The 20,314-nt window shown below is 51.6% G+C and carries 12 protein-coding genes; 1 reads left to right on the top strand and 11 read right to left on the bottom strand.

All coding sequences use genetic code 11. The annotated features are described in order from the left end of the window. Positions 1–20 precede the first annotated feature (20 nt). From FPG75_RS26340 to FPG75_RS07110, 5 genes are all read right to left on the bottom strand, one after another. Complete coding sequence (locus tag FPG75_RS26340; protein WP_143306075.1) at positions 21–2,240, bottom strand: helix-turn-helix domain-containing protein; 2,220 nt, start codon at positions 2,238–2,240, stop codon at positions 21–23. 335 nt (positions 2,241–2,575) lie between these two features. After that, a complete protein-coding gene (locus tag FPG75_RS07125) occupies positions 2,576–2,803 on the bottom strand; it encodes a hypothetical protein (protein WP_143306074.1) in 228 nt (75 codons plus the stop codon). Positions 2,804–2,831: 28 nt separating this feature from the next. Continuing rightward, the gene (locus FPG75_RS07120; protein ID WP_161596706.1) at positions 2,832–4,634 is read right to left on the bottom strand and encodes a tetratricopeptide repeat-containing sensor histidine kinase; all 1,803 of its coding nucleotides are present in this window, start codon (positions 4,632–4,634) and stop codon (positions 2,832–2,834) included. Positions 4,635–4,666: 32 nt separating this feature from the next. Further along, complete coding sequence (locus tag FPG75_RS07115; protein WP_143306072.1) at positions 4,667–5,380, bottom strand: LytR/AlgR family response regulator transcription factor; 714 nt, start codon at positions 5,378–5,380, stop codon at positions 4,667–4,669. Positions 5,381–5,489: 109 nt separating this feature from the next. Beyond that, positions 5,490–5,681, bottom strand: a complete 192-nt coding sequence (locus tag FPG75_RS07110; RefSeq protein ID WP_143306071.1) for a cold-shock protein — start codon at positions 5,679–5,681, stop codon at positions 5,490–5,492. A gap of 226 nt (positions 5,682–5,907) precedes the next feature. Between FPG75_RS07110 and FPG75_RS07105 the strand changes: the two genes are divergently transcribed. After that, positions 5,908–7,200, top strand: coding sequence for an MFS transporter (locus tag FPG75_RS07105; RefSeq protein ID WP_143306070.1), 1,293 nt, complete (start codon positions 5,908–5,910; stop codon positions 7,198–7,200). Here the strand turns inward: FPG75_RS07105 and rpiA are convergent. From rpiA to FPG75_RS07075, 6 genes are all read right to left on the bottom strand, one after another. Beyond that, complete coding sequence (gene rpiA, locus FPG75_RS07100) at positions 7,190–7,867, bottom strand: ribose-5-phosphate isomerase RpiA (protein WP_143306069.1); 678 nt, start codon at positions 7,865–7,867, stop codon at positions 7,190–7,192. The two genes, FPG75_RS07105 and rpiA, sit on opposite strands and share 11 nt — an antisense overlap. Before the next feature lie 71 nt (positions 7,868–7,938). After that, a complete protein-coding gene (locus FPG75_RS07095) occupies positions 7,939–10,233 on the bottom strand; it encodes an aminotransferase class III-fold pyridoxal phosphate-dependent enzyme (protein WP_143306068.1) in 2,295 nt (764 codons plus the stop codon). Between the two features lie 17 nt (positions 10,234–10,250). Next, positions 10,251–12,191, bottom strand: coding sequence for an MGH1-like glycoside hydrolase domain-containing protein (locus tag FPG75_RS07090; protein ID WP_161596705.1), 1,941 nt, complete (start codon positions 12,189–12,191; stop codon positions 10,251–10,253). After that, positions 12,184–15,294 carry a glycoside hydrolase family 2 TIM barrel-domain containing protein gene (locus tag FPG75_RS07085; protein WP_143306066.1) on the bottom strand — a complete coding sequence of 1,037 codons (3,111 nt, stop codon included), beginning with the start codon at positions 15,292–15,294 and terminating at the stop codon, positions 12,184–12,186. Before FPG75_RS07085 ends, FPG75_RS07090 begins: the two co-directional genes overlap by 8 nt. A gap of 85 nt (positions 15,295–15,379) precedes the next feature. Beyond that, positions 15,380–16,909 carry a RagB/SusD family nutrient uptake outer membrane protein gene (locus tag FPG75_RS07080; protein WP_143306065.1) on the bottom strand — a complete coding sequence of 510 codons (1,530 nt, stop codon included), beginning with the start codon at positions 16,907–16,909 and terminating at the stop codon, positions 15,380–15,382. Between the two features lie 18 nt (positions 16,910–16,927). Continuing rightward, a complete protein-coding gene (locus tag FPG75_RS07075; protein ID WP_143306064.1) occupies positions 16,928–20,314 on the bottom strand; it encodes a SusC/RagA family TonB-linked outer membrane protein in 3,387 nt (1,128 codons plus the stop codon).

The following is a 20,314-nucleotide window of genomic DNA, read 5'->3' as shown; positions in this document are numbered from 1 at the left end:
GAGTAAGACAACATCCGCTATCAATCCTTCATAATCTGTTCTTCCTGTTGCTTTTTCAGGAACCATTGTACGGCGCGGATTTCGGCGAAGCTGGCGGCATCGCCTACTCTTTCTTTGATGGGGCCTGCGGCGGTGGCGCCGAGTTCTTTGATATGTGATACGATGAGTTTGATGGTGGCTTCGGGTACAAAGCGTTCGAGGTCGAGCTCTCCGGCTTCTACGCATTGTGCGAGATGGCCCTCGATGGTGCCTACGGCCAGCAGCCTTTCGGTGGCGATCTCGGCGATGGTTTTGCCGCCGAGATAGAGTTCCAGCGTGCCTCTGCGGCTGCTGCCCTTTTCTACTTTACCTTTGGCTGGCGGCGGCAAAGCGGCTTTATCCGCTTCGTGGCGTAATGCCAGGTAATCTTTCAGGCCTTTGTTGAAACGGAGCTCACCGTAGCTGGCTTCCCATACCTGTTGCAGCTTATGCCAGCAGTCGGATTCCACGCCAAGCAGCTGCAAGTGGTATTTTTTTGCTTTCGCCTTTTTTACGTCGGCGATATGCGCCTGTAGGGGCTGTATGAGATCTTCGTATATGCTTTGGGTGAAGTAGCCTACCGCTTTGGTGATACGCTCTTCCAGCGTGCCCGTTTCGCCGGTTTGTGCGGCAGTGTCGAGCAGCTGGTGCAGCTGTACCACGAACCTGGCGGCCACTTCTTGCTGCTGGGCCACCTTGGCGGAGAGCGCGCGGCTCAACTTGATGGCGGCGTCGAAGTCGGGTATCTTTTTATCTTCGATCCATACGGCATGACTGCGCATCAATGCCTGCATGCGGTACCAATCGAATAATGCCAGCAGTGAGGTGGCCTGGAATTTTTTGCGTTCAATTTCCAGCAGCACTACCAGTTCATTGGCTTCGCTTTCTTTTTCGGCAAAGGCGATCACCTGCGGATCGGTTTTGATGCTGCCATAGCCGATGCGGGAATGGAGTACCAGTCCTTCCAGGGAGGTACAGCGACTGAGCGCTACGTATACCTGTCCGGGTGCGAAGGCATAACCCGCATCGATGATAGCCCGCTCAAAGGTAAGCCCCTGGCTCTTGTGGATGGTGATGGCCCATGCCAGCCGTATCGGGAACTGTGTGAAGCTGCCGATCTCTTCTTCATCAATATGCCCTTCTTCCTGGTTCCAGGTATAGCGGATGTTGCGCCAGGTTTCTTTACCCAGCTTCATCTCTTCATGCGATCCTGACAACACCAGTGTGATCTCCTCCTCGTCAATCTCCTTCACGGTCGCGATCTTGCCATTATAGTAGCGGCGGGGTTGTGCCACATCATTTTTGAGGAACATTACCTGTGCGCCTATTTTCAGTTGCATGACCAGATCGGTGGGCAGGGCTTTATCGCTGAAGTCCCCTTCTATCTTGCCTTCAAAGCGATGTATCTTTCCCGGCATCGCCGCGAGGCGGGCTGCGTTGATATCATCCGCCTTGCGGTTGTGCGTGGTGAGCACGATATATTCTTCGTCGTCGCCCTTGAAATCAGGGCGATAATGTTGATTGAGCAGTTGAAGATCTTCCGGCAACACTTCATTATTGCGTACGCGGTTAAGTACATCTATGAACGCCTGTTCATTCTGGCGGTAGATCTTTTTCAGCTCGATATACAGCGGTGGCGCCTGTTCTACGGCTTTGGCATGGAAGAAAAAGGAGCTCTCGTAGTATTCCTGCAAGAGTTGCCATTCTGCATCCGGCACTACCGGCGGCAGCTGGTACAGATCGCCGATGAAGAGCACCTGCACGCCTCCGAAGGGCAGCAAAGGCTTATTGCGGAAGTGACGCAGGATGGTGTCGATGGCGTCCAGCATATCACATCTCACCATGCTCACCTCATCGATCACCAGCAGCTCCATTTCCTGTAGCATCACTTTTTTATCGTTGGTAAAACGGATGTTCCGGAAAAGGGTGTGTTTATCGGCCGCGCTCAGTCCATCATCTGCGAAGCCCCGCTTGGTGCCGGGGATGAAAGGCCCGAAGGGCAGCTGGAAAAATGAGTGCATGGTAACGCCGCCCGCATTGATCGCAGCTACGCCCGTAGGCGCTACTACCACGGTATTTTTGCGGGTGTGTTCTTTGATATATTTCAGAAATGTGGTCTTCCCCGTCCCTGCCTTACCGGTCAGGAAGATGTGGCGGTGTGTCTGGTTAATGAAATCTGCCGCCAGGTGAAAGATCATATTTGTATTGTCCGGTTGGGGCATTGCGCTTGAAAATTGAAACTGCGAATATACGCAAAACGGCTAAAAGAGAAATGTGCAGTATCATGGTGTTCATTTCGGATGATAATAAGAAGAGCGTCCTTGGGGGACGCTCTTCTTAATTTAAGACCGGGGTTTGGGTCCCGTTGTTTCTGGTGATGAAGCTCCATTGCCAGGACCATCTGCTGACAACATAATATCCAGTAGGATACCTGGCATAGTCCTGCCACGTGCGGGGCCTGCACTTTCTGACCTTCCCAGATCGGCAAGTATCTTTTTTCCGAGATGCAGTTTTCTTTTTTCCATATTCTTTATTATTTGGGTGAAACAATCCGCTCCTAGTGTTTACGCAAGGAGTCTTTGATCAAAGAATCTTTCACTACAGTAGTGGCATGCGTAGTAGCCTTGGATGTGGCAGTGGTACTTGCAGTTGTGGTGTCAGGGGCAGAACCACCATAGCCGCCTTTGGGCTGTTGGGACTGTTGGGGCTGGCAGGCGATCGCAAGGCAAAAGCTGGATATCAGGCCTGCTGCAAGGATAAACGAAGTTTTTTTTCTGGTTGTCATAAAATTGAGGTTTATATAGTGAGAAAATCTACGCCGGTAATGTGATGGTAAAAGTAGTACCTGCGTGCAAGGCAGATGATACCACAATAACGCCCCCCAGTTTTTCTGTAAACTCCTTCGCCAGTTTGAGTCCAAGCCCGGAAGAGTCGCTGCGGATGCTGTTCCAGTCAAATATATGCGCCAGCTCCTCCTCGGCTATACCTAGTCCGCTATCTTGCACTATGAAGATATTCTTGCCTGCTTCTTGTCTCGCGCTGAGCCGGACAGTGCCTTCTTCCGGCGTAAATTTAATTGCATTAGACACCAGGTTACGGAGTATGATCTTGAGAAAATTTTCATCAGTCATTACTTCCATCCCCGGGCTGGCAGCAGCGCTGAGCCGGACATGACGAGCAGTGGCCATGTGATGGTGCAGCGTGACGATCTCCTCTAATAGTTCCGCGGCATTCAGCAATACGGGCGCTGGTTTAAAGGTATCCATCTGGCTTTTTGACCAAATGAGCAGATCTTCCATGGCATCCAGCAAACGTTCAGCCGATTGGGTCAGCTCTTTGTCGAAGGTATCCTGATCGGCGGGCAGCAGTTGTTCTTTCTGTCTGCGTTTCAGCGCCAGGAAGCTGAAAAGGCTGCTGACAGGGCTTCTCAGATCATGGCTGATAATACTGAACAATTTCGTTTTAGAAGCGTTGGCTTCTTTCAGCTGACGGTTTAACAAATTCAGTTCATCGTTGGCGTTACGCTTGATGCGATAACTTCGGTACAATGTAACTGCTATAATCGCCAGCAGCGCTATTCCTCCGAGTAAAAAATATCTTGTTCTCCGTTGTGATTCCAATCGCAGGCTATTGATCCGGTTATCCTGTTGCAGCTGGATAATCTCGCGTTGCTTCTTTTCGTTCTGGTAGCGGGTTTCCATCTCTGCGTAACTCTTTGTCAACTGCTCCTGGTAGATGGTATCCTTCATCGCGTAGGCCTTGTCAATATACGTATAGGCCTTACCGTAGTTATGCAGTGATGCATAGATATTTCCCAGGTTAACATATGCATCTTGCAACAAATGGTTGGCAGCAATCTCTCTTGCTATTTTTACACACAGCTCATAGTGCTTGACAGCTTCCTGTGGGCGATCGGATCTAAAATACAACAAGCCCATATTGTCATATACAAGTGCAATTCCATATTGGTCCTCTCTTTTCTGCATGAGCGCAAGACTAGCTTGATAAAGCGATATAGCCTGATCATAGTGCTTCAGCGCTGTATTAGCAGTAGCGGCATTGTTTAGCGCCAGGGCTTTTACTTCATCCCTGATATAGGAGTTGTATTCATGTATCACATGATCAAAATACCAGAGGGCGCTGTCGTTGCTGTTCTTATCCATGTATACTAGTCCGATATCATTCAGCACGTTACCAATGCTGGCAGAATCGTGACGTTGCTTTTGTAATTCGAGTGCATGACTGAGAAATGCGAGCGCCTGTGAATAATCATGCAGAGAGCGATAAACATTACCAATATTCTTCAGTGCCCCGCCCGTTTTAGCATCGTTATGCGTTTTTTCATAGATGCCCAGCCCTTTGAAATAGTATTTCAGCGCCTCTTCCAGTTTGCCCTGGCGGTCTTTGACGATGCCCATTCCATTATAGGCGTTGCCTATGCCCAGTGAATCGTGATGCGCCAGCGAGGTATCAAGATATTCCTGTAATACGATCAAGGCGCTATCGAATGCGCCGGCATTACGCAGGCGGTTCACTTTGGCCATGTAGGCCTCTTTCACAGGCGCCTGCGCCATCAGGATGCCTGTGAGGGTACATAGGAGTATAATATTCAGCAAGCAGCGATTTGCCTTCATAAAAAAGCATGCGATCAACCTATTTCCCTGATACGCTTCTTGACTTCCTGCCGGTATGTTTTGCCCAGTGGCAACCTTTCTTCGCTGATCAGTACTTCGTTGCCGTCCAGTCCTTTGACTTTGTCGAGCGACACGGCATAGCTCCGGTGTATACGCAGGAACTTGTTGCCGGGCAGGTAGTCCATAAAGTTTTTGAGGTTCGTAAGGGTGATATATTTTTTTTGTGTAGAGATGATGCGGGTGTAATTGGTAAGGGCTTCGAGGTAAACGATATCCTGCAGGTTGACACGGTTGATACTGTTGCCTTCTTTGATCATCATATAATCTTTCTCGAACTGCACATCGTATTGCAGGGCTTTTTCGCGGATCTCGCGCAGTTCCAGCAGGCGTTTCAGGGCACGGTCCAGCCTTTCCGGCCGTACAGGTTTCAGGAGATAATCGACCGCCTGCAATTCAAATGCATCGATCGCATATTCGGGGTGTATTGTTACGAAGATGAAGTCAGGGGCTTTTTGCAGCGAGCGGATAAAATCAACACCGTTGATCAGGGGCATACCCACGTCTGTGATGATGAGGTCCACCTGTGTATTTTTCAGTAAGGGCAAGCTCTCCAAGGGATTGGTAAAACTTCCGGCGATCCTGATGAAGTCGTAGTTACCCAGATATTCCTCCAATAAAGCCCTGTCTATCCTGGAATCTTCGATCACAACACAGTTCAGTGATTTCATGTCTGGAAATCTTTGTGACAGGAAAGATAGCTTTCTTTCCTAAAAAGAAAAAGGGCCGATCAAAATATTATTTTTGATCGACCCATTAACAAAACTATTATCCAATAAGTTATGCCAGTCTTACGTTAACAGCATTCGGACCTTTTCTACCTTCTTCCACGTCGAATACAACGCGGTCATTTTCGCCGATGCTTTCTTTAATACCGGATACGTGAACAAAAATTTCCTGACCGGTACCTTCGATTTTAATGAATCCAAAACCTTTAGTTTCATTAAAAAATTTTACTACACCTGTTTGCATTTATTTAATATTTAATTGTGAACGTGTTCTCGCCATTATTAGACAGGCGGCTACCTGGGCGACTAGAAGAAAAAATGTAAGAAAAAGCTGAATGTAAGAGGTAATTACTAACAGAATTGAAATACAATATTCTTAAGAAGCGGGACGAAGATAGGCTTTAATGTTATATTCTCCTAATTTTTTTACTTTAACTTTAACAATCGATAAAATATATAGATAATTTTATATGAAACATCCTGAGTCCTGGCGCATTAAAGCCATCCTTACGGGTTCTGCGGGTAACCTGGTAGAATGGTACGACTGGTATATCTACACTACTTTCTCATTATATTTTGCGCCGGTATTTTTTCCCAAAGGAAATTACACTGCGCAATTGCTCAATACAGCGGCTATTTTCGCGGTGGGCTTCCTGATGCGGCCTATCGGCGGATGGATGTTTGGCCGCATCGCGGACCGCAGCGGGCGTAAAGCCGCCATGACGCTGTCGGTACTGCTCATGTCTTTCGGCTCGGTGCTCATCGCTTTCACGCCTTCGCATGCCAGCATCGGTGTGATGGCCCCGGCGCTCCTGCTGCTGGCGCGCCTGCTGCAAGGCCTCAGCGTAGGCGGCGAATACGGCACCTCCGCCACCTACCTCAGCGAAGTAGCCACATCCGGCCTCCGCGGCTTCTATTCCAGCTTCCAGTACGTAACGCTGATCGGTGGCCAGCTGGTGGCCCTCGGCGTACAAATGTTGCTGCAAAAAGTATTTCTCACGCCGGCGCAACTGCACGACTGGGGATGGCGCATCCCCTTTGTGATCGGGGCTTTGCTGGCATTCTTCGTATTATACCTGCGCCGCAATATGCAGGAATCGCAAGCCTTTGAACAAGAGAAAAAAACCCGCGAACGCGGCTCGCTCAAAGCGCTCTTCCAACAGCACCCACGCGCGGTGATGACCGTTGTAGGCCTCACAATGGGCGGCACATTGGCCTTTTATACCTACACTACCTACATGCAAAAATTCCTGGTGAATACAGTGCACCTCAGCATAGAGCGCGCCACCACCCTCACTTTCTTCCTCCTGCTTATCTATGCCTGCCTGCAACCCCTGTTCGGCTGGCTATCGGACTCCTGGGGCCGCAAGCCGCTGCTGATCGGCTTCGGCATATTCGGCACCTTGCTCACCGTGCCTGTACTTACGGCTATCAGTCAAACAAGTTCGGAATGGACGGCCTTCTGGCTCATCCTCTCAGCGCTGGTGATCGTCAGCGGCTATACGTCTATCAATGCGGTGGTAAAAGCGGAAATGTTCCCTGCTGAAGTGCGGGCGCTGGGTGTGGGCTTCCCCTATGCAGTAACGGTGGCGCTCTTCGGCGGCACGGCCGAACCCATCGCGCTATATTGCAAGAAAATAGGCCATGAGCCCTGGTATTACTGGTATGTGACGCTGTGCATCTTTATCTCTTTGCTGGTATATATTTTTTCAAGAGATACCAAACATAGTTCCTATCTCGATAAAGATGAAACTAGCGGCTGATCTCCTTCAGCGCTCCATTATCACAGCCAATGATGATACGGCTCGCATAGCCGATGAACAGGCCATTCTCTACCACGCCAGGGATATCGTTTAGCTGCGCATGCAAACTACTTGCATCCGCTATTTGCCCGAAATGACAATCAGCGATATAGTTGCCATTGTCGGTGACGAACAGTTGCCCATCCTTCTTACGCAGTACAGGTGCGGCTTTCAGGGTTTGCAGTTTTTTGAAGGTCAGTTCCCAGGCAAAGGGGATGATCTCTACCGGCAACGGGAAATGCCCCAGCTGCTTTACCAATTTGCTTTCATCGATCACCACGATCATCTGACTGGAAGCGGCCGCAATGATCTTCTCTCTTAACAATGCGCCACCACCGCCTTTGATCAGTTGCAGTTGTGCATCTGCCTCATCCGCCCCATCAATGTCAATATCCAGCTTGTCAACAGCGGCGAAATCTATCAGGGGGATGCCCTGTTCACGTGCGAGGTCTTCCGATTGCACAGAAGTGGCGACTGCCCGCAGCGGCATGCCTTCTCTAACGAGTTCGCCTATACGAAGAATGGCGTAATAGGCCGTGCTGCCGGTTCCCAGGCCGATGGTCATGCCTGGCTGAATGAAAGTGACTGCTTTCTCGGCAGCGGCTTTTTTTGCTGGATTGATTTGCATAGCGCAAATATAAGGCTGATTTTATTTATGCCCGGGGGCATAAATAAAATCAGCCTTATTGAAAATCCACATTACATCGCGCTTAGCACCTCATCGAGATGGAAGAGCAGATCATCGGTGTTGATTTTATTAAATACCAATGGCGGTTTTATTTTCAGTACGTTGTGCAGCGGGCCGTCAGTGCTGAGGAGGAAGCCGCGGGCTTTCATGGCTTCTACGATCTGGTCGATTTCAGGCACGGCAGGTTCGAGGGTTTCGCGATTGCGTACCAGCTCGGCCCCGATGAACAGGCCATGACCGCGAACATCGCCGATGATGGCATGTTTAGCCTTGAGCTTTTCGAGCCCTTCCATGAAGTAATTGCCGGTAACGCGTGCGTGTTCCTGCATGCCTTCGTCGCGGATCACTTTCAGTACGGCGAGGCCGGTGGCCATAGATACGGGGTTACCACCGAAAGTATTGAAGTATTCCATGCCATTATTGAAAGCATCGGCGATAGCATTGGTAGTGACTACCGCCGCCAGCGGATGCCCGTTACCAATAGGTTTGCCGAGCACCACGATATCGGGCGTTACTTCCTGCAATTCAAATCCCCAGAAGGCATCGCCTACCCTTCCGAAACCTACCTGCACTTCATCGGCGATACATACGCCACCGGCCGCGCGCACGGCGGCATACACTTCTTTGAGGTAGCCGGGAGGTAAGGGTATTTGTCCGCCTACGCCCAGCAAAGTTTCGCAGATATAAGCAGCAAGGCCTTTGCCGGATGCCTGCAAACCTTTGATGATGGCCTGTACATCAGCAGCGTATTTGCTGCCTGCGGCCGGATCATCATAGCGGTAAGGGCCGCGGTACATATCAGGATTGAGCGCTTTATGCGTATGCGGCGGCTTGCCGAAGCCGCCTTTACCATCGAATTTATAAGGACTTAATTCCATCGCTACAGTGGAAGTGCCGTGATAGGCATGATCCAGTACGATCACATCCTGCTGGCGCGTATAGTGGCGGCTCATGCGGATAGCGAGGTCGTTGGCCTCGCTGCCGGAATTGGTAAAATAGCATACCTGCAAAGAGGACGGCAGCGTGGAAGTGAGCAGGGCTGCGTATTCCACAAGGTTATCATGCAGGTAGCGGGTATTGGTATTGAGCCGCGCGATCTGCTGCTGCATGGCTTTTACCACATCGGGATGACAGTGGCCTACATGACTGGGATTGTTCACACAGTCGATGAAAGTACGGCCTTTATCATCGTAGAGATATTGCAGGGCGCCTTTCACGATCTTCAGCGGCGCCTTGTAGCTGATGCTGAGGTTGCGGCCTACATGGGCTTTTCGTTCCGTGAGCAGGTGCTGGTAATTTTCTTCCTGGCGGATGAGAGACGGGAACCCGCATGCCTGGCGGAATGCGTCCTGCGCGGCGATGGGGTTAATGGTGATGAGCTTGAACAACAGTTTCCAGGCGGCTTTTTCGGTGATGAAGTGAAAGTCGTTGTTACTGTTGTTGGCCGCATGTTTGGCCGAGGTACTAACGCTGATGCATAAACGTGCTGCGATGAGATAGTACAGCAGGTCTGTTTCCTGCGGGGTCAGCGCATAACTGGCATGATAGCCCGCTACCGCGGCGGTGGCGGCTTCCAGCGGATCGGCCGCATCGAGCATCAGGTAAGTGCAGGCGATAGCGAGGTTGTTAATCAGGGCGGTATGCACCATATCGCCGAAATCGATCAGGCCGGCGATCTGCTGTCCCTGCACGAGTATATTGTAATCATTGGCGTCGTTATGGATATAAGCCTTGCGGAGGAAAGGCAGCGCTGGCGCTACTTCTGTTTCAAATTGCAGCAGGAAGTAGGCGGCGAGGCGTTTCTTCTCCGGGTCTTTGATATGCATTAAATGTTGCCTGGCTTCGAGCGCCTGCGAGATATCCCAGCTGATGTGACGGTGCATAGCCGGATGCGCAAAGGTTTGCAGGGCCTGATCCATATTGCCGAGGAAAGCGCCGATGCTTTGCTGCAATGGGCGTATATGCGTTACTGTTACCAATGGCTCGCCTTCGAGCCAGGTGAGGATACGCATGTAATGCTGGCCGGGCAAGGATGTAAGCGCCTCTGCGGCTTTGTTACGCAGTACGCGCTGCACCTGTTGTTGTACCTTACTGGCCGCAAGATGTTCGAGTATCTTTACCTGTGCATCCAGGAAATAAGGATCGTGGCCGGGGCCGGCCACCTTGCAGATGTAAGCATGCCCTTGATCATCTTTCAGCAGGAAGTTACTTTCATCGTAGCCTTCCAATTCCTTTGCGGTAGCAGTCATACCGTAATGCTGCGCTACCAGCGATTCTATCTCTGCAACAGTAAATAGCTTCTCCATATATCAAACATTCAATGTTATTGTTGTGCGGCCAGCAGCAGGATGATGTGTGCGGCTGTCCAGCTGAAATTAGGCGCATTCAGGCCCTTGCCTGTCAGCGGATGATAATTTTCATACAGGGGTTTGTTGTCCTGCATCCCTTCTGCGTGCTGCCACAATTTACTGGTCAGCGCGCTGGCGGTGGATGTGTCGCCATATTGCAGTAATCCCATGATCCCGAAATAGTACTGATCCATCCATACAGGGCCGCGCCAGTAGCCATTTTGCGGGTCGAACGCTTTTGCTGAAGCATCCAGAACGGGCAGCGGAACGAAAGTATTAAAAACGGTGGTATCTTTCATCACTGCGGCTACGGCCTTTGCCTGCGTTTTGCTGGCGACGCCTGCCCACAGCGGTATCCAGCCTTCGGCGCCCTTGATGCGTACCAGGTCGCCTTTCAGCATACGGTCGTAATAAAAGCCGCTGGCCGTATCGTAGAACAACTCGTTTATACGCGCTTTGAGCTGTATGGCGCTGCTGTCAAACATAGTGCTTATCTCCCCTTGATGCAATACCCGCGCGATCTGTGCGAGGATGATTTTTTCTTTATAGAGATAAGCATTGAGATCGACAGACTCCTGATCGAGCGACCAGGCGCCAGTATGATTGAATAACATAGCGGCTTTGTCGAAGCGGACGGCGTTATCCATGCCGCTTTCCCAGGCGGCCGCGATGCGGGTACCATCGGTGGATCCATATTCGCAGATATTGTTATGGTCATGATCCCTGGCGTGGTACCACCAGGTATGGTACAGCATCAGTGGTGCGAGCATATCGCGCAGGAAAGTGGTATCATGACCAGCCTGAAACACTTGCCAGACGGCCCAGGCAGCCAGCGGCGGCTTGGTATCGCGGCGATTGTTTTCAGTGGTATCGGTGTAGATGCAATCGGGCACCATGCCGCTACCTTCCTGGTAATCGAACAATGCCTGTATATTGGAGGCAGCCAGCGCAGGGTCGATATAAGCCAGTGCTGCGGCCTGTTTCCAGCTGTCCCAGGACCAACATCCATAGAAGCCCTGATAAGATATGGATGGAAATACGCCATCGTGTTTGATGCCACGGGCGGCGCTGCGCCAGTTGCTGAGCAGGGTAACCATGCTCTTTACCGCCAGCTGCCGGCGGAAATGATCTTTCACGGGCGCCTGTGTGAACAGGCGTTTCAGATAAGCATCCCATCGCTGGCGATTGGCCGCCAGTGCGGGCGCGAAGGCCCTGGTTACGTCTACCTTCTCTCCCTCCAATGTAAAACGCTGCGATTGGAGGTCCTGGTAAATGGCCTGTGCATCAAGTGCAATAGCTTTACTGGACGTATAGGCATTTCCGTTAGTGACCGTCTGCCATTGATCTCCAGAGAGATAGTTAATATCAAATGTTTGTGTGCTGCCTGCGATGGCAATGTGCAATCCTTTGCCTTGTGCGGTAACGTTTGCGCGTTTCAGCAGCATTTCTCCCTGCCAGGACAACACCAATTGCCTTTTCCTGTTCAGCTTATTCCTGACACCCGTTTGCAGCAGGGCTTCGCGCGAACCGCTGAAGATCAGTTCCATCGTCACTTCCAGGCCAGGTCCTGCAAATGTTTGCATCATCCTGCCGGGATAATAACGGGAAGATACGCGCTTCAACTCCAACAGCCGGCCATTTTCGTATAGCCTTAGCTGTGATATGGCATTGGAAAGCCACTCCCCTTTCATGTCCATCAATAAGGGTCCGGTAAAGCCGGTGGTGGTATCATTGGCCGGCAAGGCATAGGCATGCCAGGCGCCCTGGTCCGAGAAGAAGGTACCGGTTACATTGTTGGTATCCTTTACGGTATAATGTGCATCCAAAATATCCGGGAACCGCTCCCTGCTTGCTTCCTGGGCTGTTGCGAGCTGATAGCCCAGCAACAGTCCTGCTGTCCATTTTAATTTATTCATATCGTTCTCTGGCCTGCGCTGCCGGTGCTTTGTCTTTTTGCAGGGGCCGCAATATAAAGCTGTATTGATAATTATGATAAGGCAACTGGTACTCCGCATGAGGTTTAGCGCCCCAGCTGTTGTCGCCGCCGAGGCCCGATTGCTGGTAATCTATATTCCACCAGATCAATGGCTGGTTGTACATGGAGCCGCCGTGTACATTATGCTGGCGGTTGAAATTGAGGCGGCGCATATCAAAATGCAGTACGCCCATATTGAGCAGGGAATCGGTGCGGGCCATCCAGCCGTTGCCATTGGCATCGTGCAGGGCCATCCAGCGCACATCGGAGCGGTAGCCGCTTTCCTGTGCACGCGGGTAAGGATGAAAGAGTGAATCGGCCGGCATGCTGTACACGTCTACGTCAGCGGCATATTTGCGATCCACGTAATTATCAAAGGGGCCGCGGCCCAGCCAGGTTACCTGTGAAAGTGAAGGTGTTAACTCCGTGCGCATGCCCATGCGGGGCAGCTCTGGCAGCGAGGTATCACCCGCGATGAATTGCACCGCCACTTTGATATCGCCATTGGCAAAAATCGTATAGTCGGTAAGGTAGTCGGCCTTCACCAGCGGCAGATAGTGCCGTGCATGTACCTGGATAGTATGCTCGTCGGGCTGTGTGAGCGTGGCTTCCAGCAGTTGGGTGCTGTCGCCTGCATGCTCCCATACGGCGCACCTGATCTGCTGACTGTTGCCGATATCGTTATCGGTAGCGGCGCGCCAGAAATGAGGCAGTAATGGCGACTGCATATATCCGTTGCCGTTATATACGAACTGCGACAACCAGCCCTTGCTGATCTCCGCAGTGAAGACGCCATTGTCTATTTTCCAGCCGTCGTTTGTTTTGGTGCTACGCAAAGGTTTGCCGGCAGCGATTTGTTTTTCCATGGGTATATATAGCGGCCATTCGTATTGCGCCGTGGCAATGGTAAAGCCGGCGGGCAGCAAGCCGTCCGCATTTTTCAGCGAGGCTTTGAGTTGCAGGTAGTAATGCACGCCTGGCTGTGGCTGAAGCGGCGGCAGGGATAAAGGGGCGTCTGTATGTTGATGCGGCGATACGGTCATCTCAGGCAAGCGGCCGGCAGCCACAGTCTTGCCATCTCCCTTCATCTCCCATTGTATCTGTATATTCTCCAATGTATTGAAATCATACCTGTTCTCTACGCGGATCAGCGCTGCGGCGAAATCCACCGGCAGCATATCTACGGGCTGGTATACCTTCCTCACTTCAAATGCCTGCGGATGCGGCGTGCGGTCGGATGCCAGCATACCATCCGCACAGAAGCTGGTATCGCTGGTGGCGCCTACCGCGCCCATATCTGCGCCATAGGCCCAGATAGCGCGACCGAGTGAATCGTGTTGTAAAAAAGTCTGATCTGAAAAGTCCCAGATGAAACCGCCCTGTAATTGCGGATATTGGTGCATGAGGGCCCAGTCGTCGCGCAGGTTACCACCGCTGTTGCCCATCATATGCGCGTATTCGCACTGGATGAGGGGGCGCTCGTGATAATCCCTTACATAATCCATCATGTACGATACCGGCTTATACATGGGGCAGATAATATCGGTATAAGGCGTATTGCGGGCTTCTTCATACTGCACCGGGCGGGTATGGTCGCGGCCTTTGATGAATTGATAAGTGGCGATGAAATTGTCGCCAAACTTGCTCTCATTGCCGAGCGACCAGGTAATGATACTGCAATGGTTCTTATCCCGCTCTACCATGCGGCGGGTGCGGTGCAGGTAAGCCTTTTGCCATTCTGGCTTGTCTGACAAGGTTTGCAGCGGATGCATGCTCATGCCGTCGCATTCGAGGTTGGTTTCATCCACCACATAGATGCCGTATTTATCACAGAGCGCATACCACTCTTCCCGGTTGGGATAGTGGCTGGTGCGCATGGCGTTGATATTGTATTGTTTCATGGTGCGGATGTCGTGCAGCATCCCTTCGGGGCTCACCACTTTGGCCGTGTGCATATCATGCTCGTGGCGGTTCACGCCTTTTATCTTCACAGCTATGCCATTCACCAGCAGCAGTCCGTGTTTGATCTCAACATTACGGAAACCTATGTCCTGTGCAAAACACTCTATGGTATTGCCTTTCGCGTCCAGCAATGAGATCAGCAGCGTATAGAGGTTGGGCTTTTCAGCGCTCCATGCTTTGATGTTGGGCAGTGCTTTACCGAGATGATAGATACTGTCGCGGGTAAGCGCTATCGTTTGCGTAAATACTTCCTGGTTACCATCCAGCAGTTTCACGGCAATACGTTTAGCCGTTTCCGTAGTAGCGGGGATTTTGTTCAGTGCGAGGTCCAGGTCCAGCAGGCCATCGCGGTAGTGATGGGTAAGTTGCGGGCGGACAAAAAAATCGTATAGGCATAAGGGTGGCCTGGCCACGAGGTACATGCTGCGTTCGATGCCGCTGAGTTTCCACATGTCCTGTCCTTCCAGGTAGGAGCCGTCGCTGAAACGGAACACCTGTACTGCGATCTCGTTTCGGCCGGCATGGAGATAAGGCGTAACATCAAATTCGGCGGGCGTTTTACTGTCTTTACTCAGACCTGTATACTTTCCATTCACCCATACATAAAAGAAAGAGTTGACAGCTTCCAGGTGCAGCCATACCTGCTTGCCTTTCCAGGCAGCGGGCAGCTCAAAGCTGCGCCTGTAGGAGCCTACGGGGTTATCATCTTTGGGAACGAAGGGCGGGTTGGGTGGAAACGGATATTCTACATCCGTAAAGATATAAGGCGCATAGCCCGCTGTTTGCCAGTTGGCGGGCACCTGGATGGTTTTCCATTTACTGTCGTCGAAGCCCGGCTTGAAGAAGCCTTCCGGCCTTGCCGCAGGATTTTTCGCGATATGAAATTGCCAGGTACCATCGAGCGATAGCATCAGCGGCGAGGCGGCTCCCTTCAAAGCCTGCGCCGCATCAGGGTATGGCCGGTAATGCGCGTGTGGCGGCAATGTGTTTTCTTCCTGTTTCTGCGGGTTCTCCCAGTCGTTGAGCTGTGCAAACGTATGCGAGCAGCACAGCAGCAGTATCATCCAGTAAATGTATTTCATCGTCCCACGTTTTATTAAAGCGGATAAAGCCCTTGAAGCGGATAAAGCCCTTGAAGCGCTCGAAGCGCTTCAAGGGCTCCTGGCCTTATTTTGCTAAAGGGTTGTTCAGTGTTTCTTTCAATGGCAGTGGATAGAACCCTCTATCTGCTGAAAACTGGCGGCCGGCCGCCTGCATGTTCTGCGCCAGCAGGCCCCAGCGGCGAAGGTCATAGAAGCGGCTGCATTCCAGTGTAAGCTCCATGGTACGTTCGTGTACAATTTCGGCAAATACATCGGGGGTAGCGCTGAGGTTCAATGGCGGCATGGCGGCGCGGGCGCGTACTGCATTGATCTGCGCCATGGCCAGGTCGTTAGCGCCCAGTGCGTTTTCTGCTTCCGCATAAAGCAGCATCACATCAGCGAGGCGCATCAACGGCGCGTTAATGGCTACCGGATTGCCCAGCAGGTCCAGCTTGGAAGGTATCCATTTGCGGAAGGCGATGGTATTGCCGGTGAACAAAGAGTCGTATACGTTACCGTATACACGCGGATTCGCAGGATCATTAAAATAAGGATCGCGGAAAAATACGGTATTGTATACACGATGATCGTAAAGCCCATCTTTGGCAGTCCTGCCTTCTTTCAACATTTCGGCGAGCAGGCGCGGCGTGCCATAGATCTCGCCATAGCCGCCCAGTTCAGACGCTGCTACCCAATCGCTCAACTGTGATTTGTAGAACGCGCCGTTGTTTTCATCATTGGTTTGTTGCAGCTCGAAGATCGATTCATTGGAATTAGTGAGCGTGCCGTTGAACATGCCGAGGTAGTTATCCACCAGCGAGTACTGGTTGGATTTGATCACTTTGTCGAGCCAACTGGCCGCTTCGGTGTACAAGGCAGTGGCGTTGGCCTTGTCTTCTGAAGCGCGGTAGATCATTACTTTGCCGAGATAGGCTTGTGCAGCGCCTTTGGTAACGCGGCCCAGTTCAGCGCCGGGGCGTGCGCTGCGCAGCGGCAGCATAGGCTCCGCGGCTTTGAGGTCGGCGATGATAAAGTCCCATACTTCAGCGCGCGTTGCCGGCGCCTTGGGCAGGTCCGCTTCTCCTTCCGGTACTTTGTCGCGGATGATCACCTTCTCAAAATTATTCAGCAGCTTGAAATAGTAGTAAGCACGCAGGAAGTGGGCTTCCGCCAGGATCACATTACGGCTGGAATCGTCGATCTGTGCAGTGGTCATCGCCGCTACATTCGTGAGCACCTGGTTGCTGAAATTGATACCACGGTAATTGTCGCGCCACAGCAAGTCGATAGCATAGTTGCCGGAGTTGTAGTTGAAGTTATAGATCTCCATCCACCAGCTATAGTTATAGGCATCGCTGCCGGGTATTACATAATCTTCCCGGTAGAACTCGCGACAGGAGCGCGCTTCCACGTAGTTATCCCAGCCGGTGAAGCTCTCCAGTTGTGAGTAGGCAGATGCCAGGCCGGTGAGCGCGCGGTCTTTCGAGGTCCAGTAGTTGTCGGTAGTGAGCTTGTCGGGCGACACCTGGTTCAGCAAATCTTTATTACAGCTGGCAGTCATCAGCATGCCAACAGCCACTCCCAGCAAAGATGTATAGCGCAAATATTTTTTCATAACCGAATGATTAAAATGTTAGAACTCCAGTTGCAGGCCAGTCATAAATGTTTTGTTCTGTGGATACATCCAGCGGTCGAGGCCTGTGTTGAGCACGTCGGCGCGGCCGATCTCCGGGTCGGGGCCAGTATATTTCGTAAAGGTGAGCAGGTTCTGCGCACTTACGTATATGCGTAAGCGTGATATCTTCGCGCGTTGCAGCAGCGAGGTGGAGAAAGCATAACCCAGCTGTAAGGTTTTCAGGCGGAGGTAATCGCCTCTTTCGAGGAAGCGCGTAGATTCGCGGTTGTTGTTGTTCGGATCTCCCAGCACAGCACGGGGCACATCGGTGTTCCTGTTCTGCGGCGTCCAGGCGTTGAGGGTGCTTACATCGAAGTTACGGCCGGCATCCATGCCTTGCAGCTCGTATTTATTGCCGTTGAAGATCTTGTTGCCGCCTACGCCCTGCCAGAATAATTGCAGATCGAAACCTTTGTAACCAAGGGTGAAGTTGAAGCCATACTCCACTTTCGGAAAGCCGCTACCCTGGTAGGTTTTGTCGTTTTCATCGATCACGCCGTCGCCATTGGTATCGCGGAAGCGGATATCGCCGGCTTTGGCATCGGGTTGCAGGAGGTCCCCTTTCTTGTTTTTATAGGCGGCTACTTCAGCATCGGATTGGAAGATGCCATCTGCCTCATAGAGATAGAAGGCGCCGATCTCGCTGCCTACTACCGTCATGTTGGGAACGGGGCCAGTGCCGTATTTCAGGCCGGTGCCGGCAAGTTTCTGGTTTTCGTTGGCAAGGGCGAGCACTTTATTTTTCACCTGACTAAGGGTACCGGTTATACTATAATTCCAGTCTTTCTTTTTATCTGCCCAGGTCAGTTCCAGTTCCCAGCCTTTGTTGCCGATGCGGCCTACGTTCATCACGGGATTATTCAAACCTGCGCTGGCAGCCAGTTCTTTCCGGATCAGCAGGTCTCTGGTAACATTGTTGAAGAAGTTAAAGGAACCAGTGAGTTTATTGAGCACGCCAAAATCGAAGCCGATATTTTTGGAGATGCTGGTCTCCCATCGCAGGTCTTTATTTTTCAGCTCCCAGGCAGCGGCTCCCGGCCAGGCGGCGGCGCCACTCCCCTGTACATAGCCACCACCGCGGCGGTTGGAGATTGTCATCAAAGCCTGGTGATCATATTCACCGAGCGCATTTTCATTACCCAGCTCGCCATAGCTGGCGCGCAGCTTCAGGAGATTCAGCCATGCATACCTTTGCATGAAAGATTCGCTTTGCAGGTTCCAACCCACTGATACGGACGGAAACACGCCATAGCGGCGGTTTTCACCAAACTTGGAAGAACCATCGCGGCGCACGGATACCTGCAAAAGATATTTACCGTCATAGGCGTAGTTGATACGCCCTAATGTAGACAAACGGTCATATTGCGGACGGGTACCGGTAGCGCTGAAAGAGCCGCCGGCTGCGCCATTCATGGTGCTGAAGCCGGGATCCAGGAATCCGCCGGGCAGGATATTGGGTGATATCTGTCCGTCTACCACAGTATATACGGTGGTCTTGCCATCTGCAATGGTAGTGATGTTATTACTGGATATCTCCTGTGCCGTATAACCTGCGAGCAGGTTGATGCTATGCTTACCAAAGCTGCGATCGTAATACAACAGGTTCTCCATCAAACGTTGGCGGTCGTTGGAGCGGCCATCGGTGAGTTGTGCATAAGGTATCAGCGGATCGTTGGCATTGCCGCGGAATGGCGGGTGATAAGCATAGTTGAGGAAGTTGGTGCTTACCAGCCCAAGGTTGGTCACGAATTTCATGCCTTTGATCAACTCCAGCGACAGGCGGGCGTTTCCGCTGAAGTACTGCGCGCGATTGGAATTGCTCATGTAGTGATTCATGGCCAGTGCATTTTCATATTTCGGCAGCTGGTTGATCTGTAAAGCATAGCCGTACTTTTCGTTCTTGTCGTAAACCGGCAGCAATGGCGACTGGAAGTAAGCATCTTTGGTGCTGTAGTTCAGGTCACTGCGATCTGTTTCAGCGTACACGAGGTTCACTTCAGCAGTCAAACGTCCTTTCTTGTATTCGTTGCGGGAGCGGATGGATTTCTTTTTAAAATCGGTGCCGATGAAGGTACCGGTTTCGCGGGTGATGTTGCCGCTGAGGCCATAGTTGAAGTAATCGCCGCCGCCGGTGAGGCTCAAGCTATAATTCTGTGCAGTGGCCTGTTGTGTGATCTCGTCCTGCCAGTTGGTATTGGCGGTAACGCCTTTGGAGAGATAGGCGGGCTTGCGATCGTCGGGGATACCGGCATTATCATACATCATGCGATGCACTTTGAGATAGCCGTCGGCATCAAGAAGATGCATTTTACCCGTAGGATTCACGATGCTGTAGTAGCCGTTAAATTCCAGTTTTGGCGGGCCTTTCTTTCCTTTCTTGGTGGTGACGAGGATCACGCCGTTAGCGCTGAGGGAGCCATAGATAGAAGCGGCTGCGCCATCTTTGAGCACTTCAATAGAAGCAATATCGTTGTTGTTGAGATAATAGGGATCGCCGGGGCTGCCATCGATGATGAACAGCGGCTGGTGTGAGCCATAGGTGCTGATGCCGCGCAGTTTGATATCGGCCATGTTGCCGGGAGCGCCGCCGGTATTCACTACGGTCAAACCGGCCACTTTACCTTGCAGGGCATTAACGGGGTTATTGGTGGGAACGTTTGCAATCTCGCTGCCTTTTACGGAAGTGATGGCGCTGCTGACATTACGTTTGCTTTGGGTGCCATAGCCCACTACTACTACCTGGTCGAGCACTTTCGTAGAGGTATTGAGGGTGATGGTCAGTTCCTGCTGGCCATTTACCGGCACTTCCGCGCTTTCGTAACCGATGAAGGATATTTCCAGCACGGCGCCTGGGGGCAGATCGCGCAGTTCAAAGGCGCCCTTCACATCTGTGAGTACGCCTTTGGTCGTGCCTTTCAGCCTGACGCTAACTCCGGGCAATGCCTCGCCGGTATTGGAAGTGATCTTTCCTTTTACCGGCGGCTGTTGCTGCGGGGCAGCGTCATTCTTTACTACGCTGTTATTGTTCCCTACTTTCACGAGGATGATATCATCTGTTACTTTGAACTCTAAAGCAGTAACATGGCTGATCTCATGGAGCAGGCCTTCCACTGTACGTTCTTTTTTATCGAGCGTCAGCGGTTTTAATTTTTCGAGATCGTCGAGATTATAAGAGAATTTCAGCCGGGTATTTTTTTCGAGGTATTGTAATACCTGCAATACCTTTGTTTGCCTGAAACCTACGTCGATCTTGTCTTTCAGGCCTTCGGCCGCTTGCACCCAGCTAAGCAGCATCAGCCACAGGAGCATGCCTATGCACGCCCGTTGAATGGAAGTTTTAGTCAT

The organism is Chitinophaga vietnamensis (assembly GCF_902167635.1).
Lineage (GTDB): Bacteria > Bacteroidota > Bacteroidia > Chitinophagales > Chitinophagaceae > Chitinophaga > Chitinophaga vietnamensis.
Note: the sequence above shows the minus strand (reverse complement) of the source record. Positions and strands in the feature narration are given on the sequence as shown.

What these genes read in the sequence shown, in the direction of transcription:
- FPG75_RS07085 (WP_143306066.1), bottom strand. Translation starts at nt 15,294, where the DNA reads ATGAAATACATTTACTGGATGATACTGCTGCTGTGCTGCTCGCATACG.
- FPG75_RS26340 (WP_143306075.1), bottom strand. Translation starts at nt 2,240, where the DNA reads ATGCCCCAACCGGACAATACAAATATGATCTTTCACCTGGCGGCAGAT.
- FPG75_RS07125 (WP_143306074.1), bottom strand. Translation starts at nt 2,803, where the DNA reads ATGACAACCAGAAAAAAAACTTCGTTTATCCTTGCAGCAGGCCTGATA.
- FPG75_RS07115 (WP_143306072.1), bottom strand. Translation starts at nt 5,380, where the DNA reads ATGAAATCACTGAACTGTGTTGTGATCGAAGATTCCAGGATAGACAGG.
- FPG75_RS07090 (WP_161596705.1), bottom strand. Translation starts at nt 12,191, where the DNA reads ATGAATAAATTAAAATGGACAGCAGGACTGTTGCTGGGCTATCAGCTC.
- rpiA (WP_143306069.1), bottom strand. Translation starts at nt 7,867, where the DNA reads ATGCAAATCAATCCAGCAAAAAAAGCCGCTGCCGAGAAAGCAGTCACT.
- FPG75_RS07110 (WP_143306071.1), bottom strand. Translation starts at nt 5,681, where the DNA reads ATGCAAACAGGTGTAGTAAAATTTTTTAATGAAACTAAAGGTTTTGGA.
- FPG75_RS07095 (WP_143306068.1), bottom strand. Translation starts at nt 10,233, where the DNA reads ATGGAGAAGCTATTTACTGTTGCAGAGATAGAATCGCTGGTAGCGCAG.
- FPG75_RS07075 (WP_143306064.1), bottom strand. Translation starts at nt 20,314, where the DNA reads ATGACTAAAACTTCCATTCAACGGGCGTGCATAGGCATGCTCCTGTGG.
- FPG75_RS07080 (WP_143306065.1), bottom strand. Translation starts at nt 16,909, where the DNA reads ATGAAAAAATATTTGCGCTATACATCTTTGCTGGGAGTGGCTGTTGGC.
- FPG75_RS07105 (WP_143306070.1), top strand. Translation starts at nt 5,908, where the DNA reads ATGAAACATCCTGAGTCCTGGCGCATTAAAGCCATCCTTACGGGTTCT.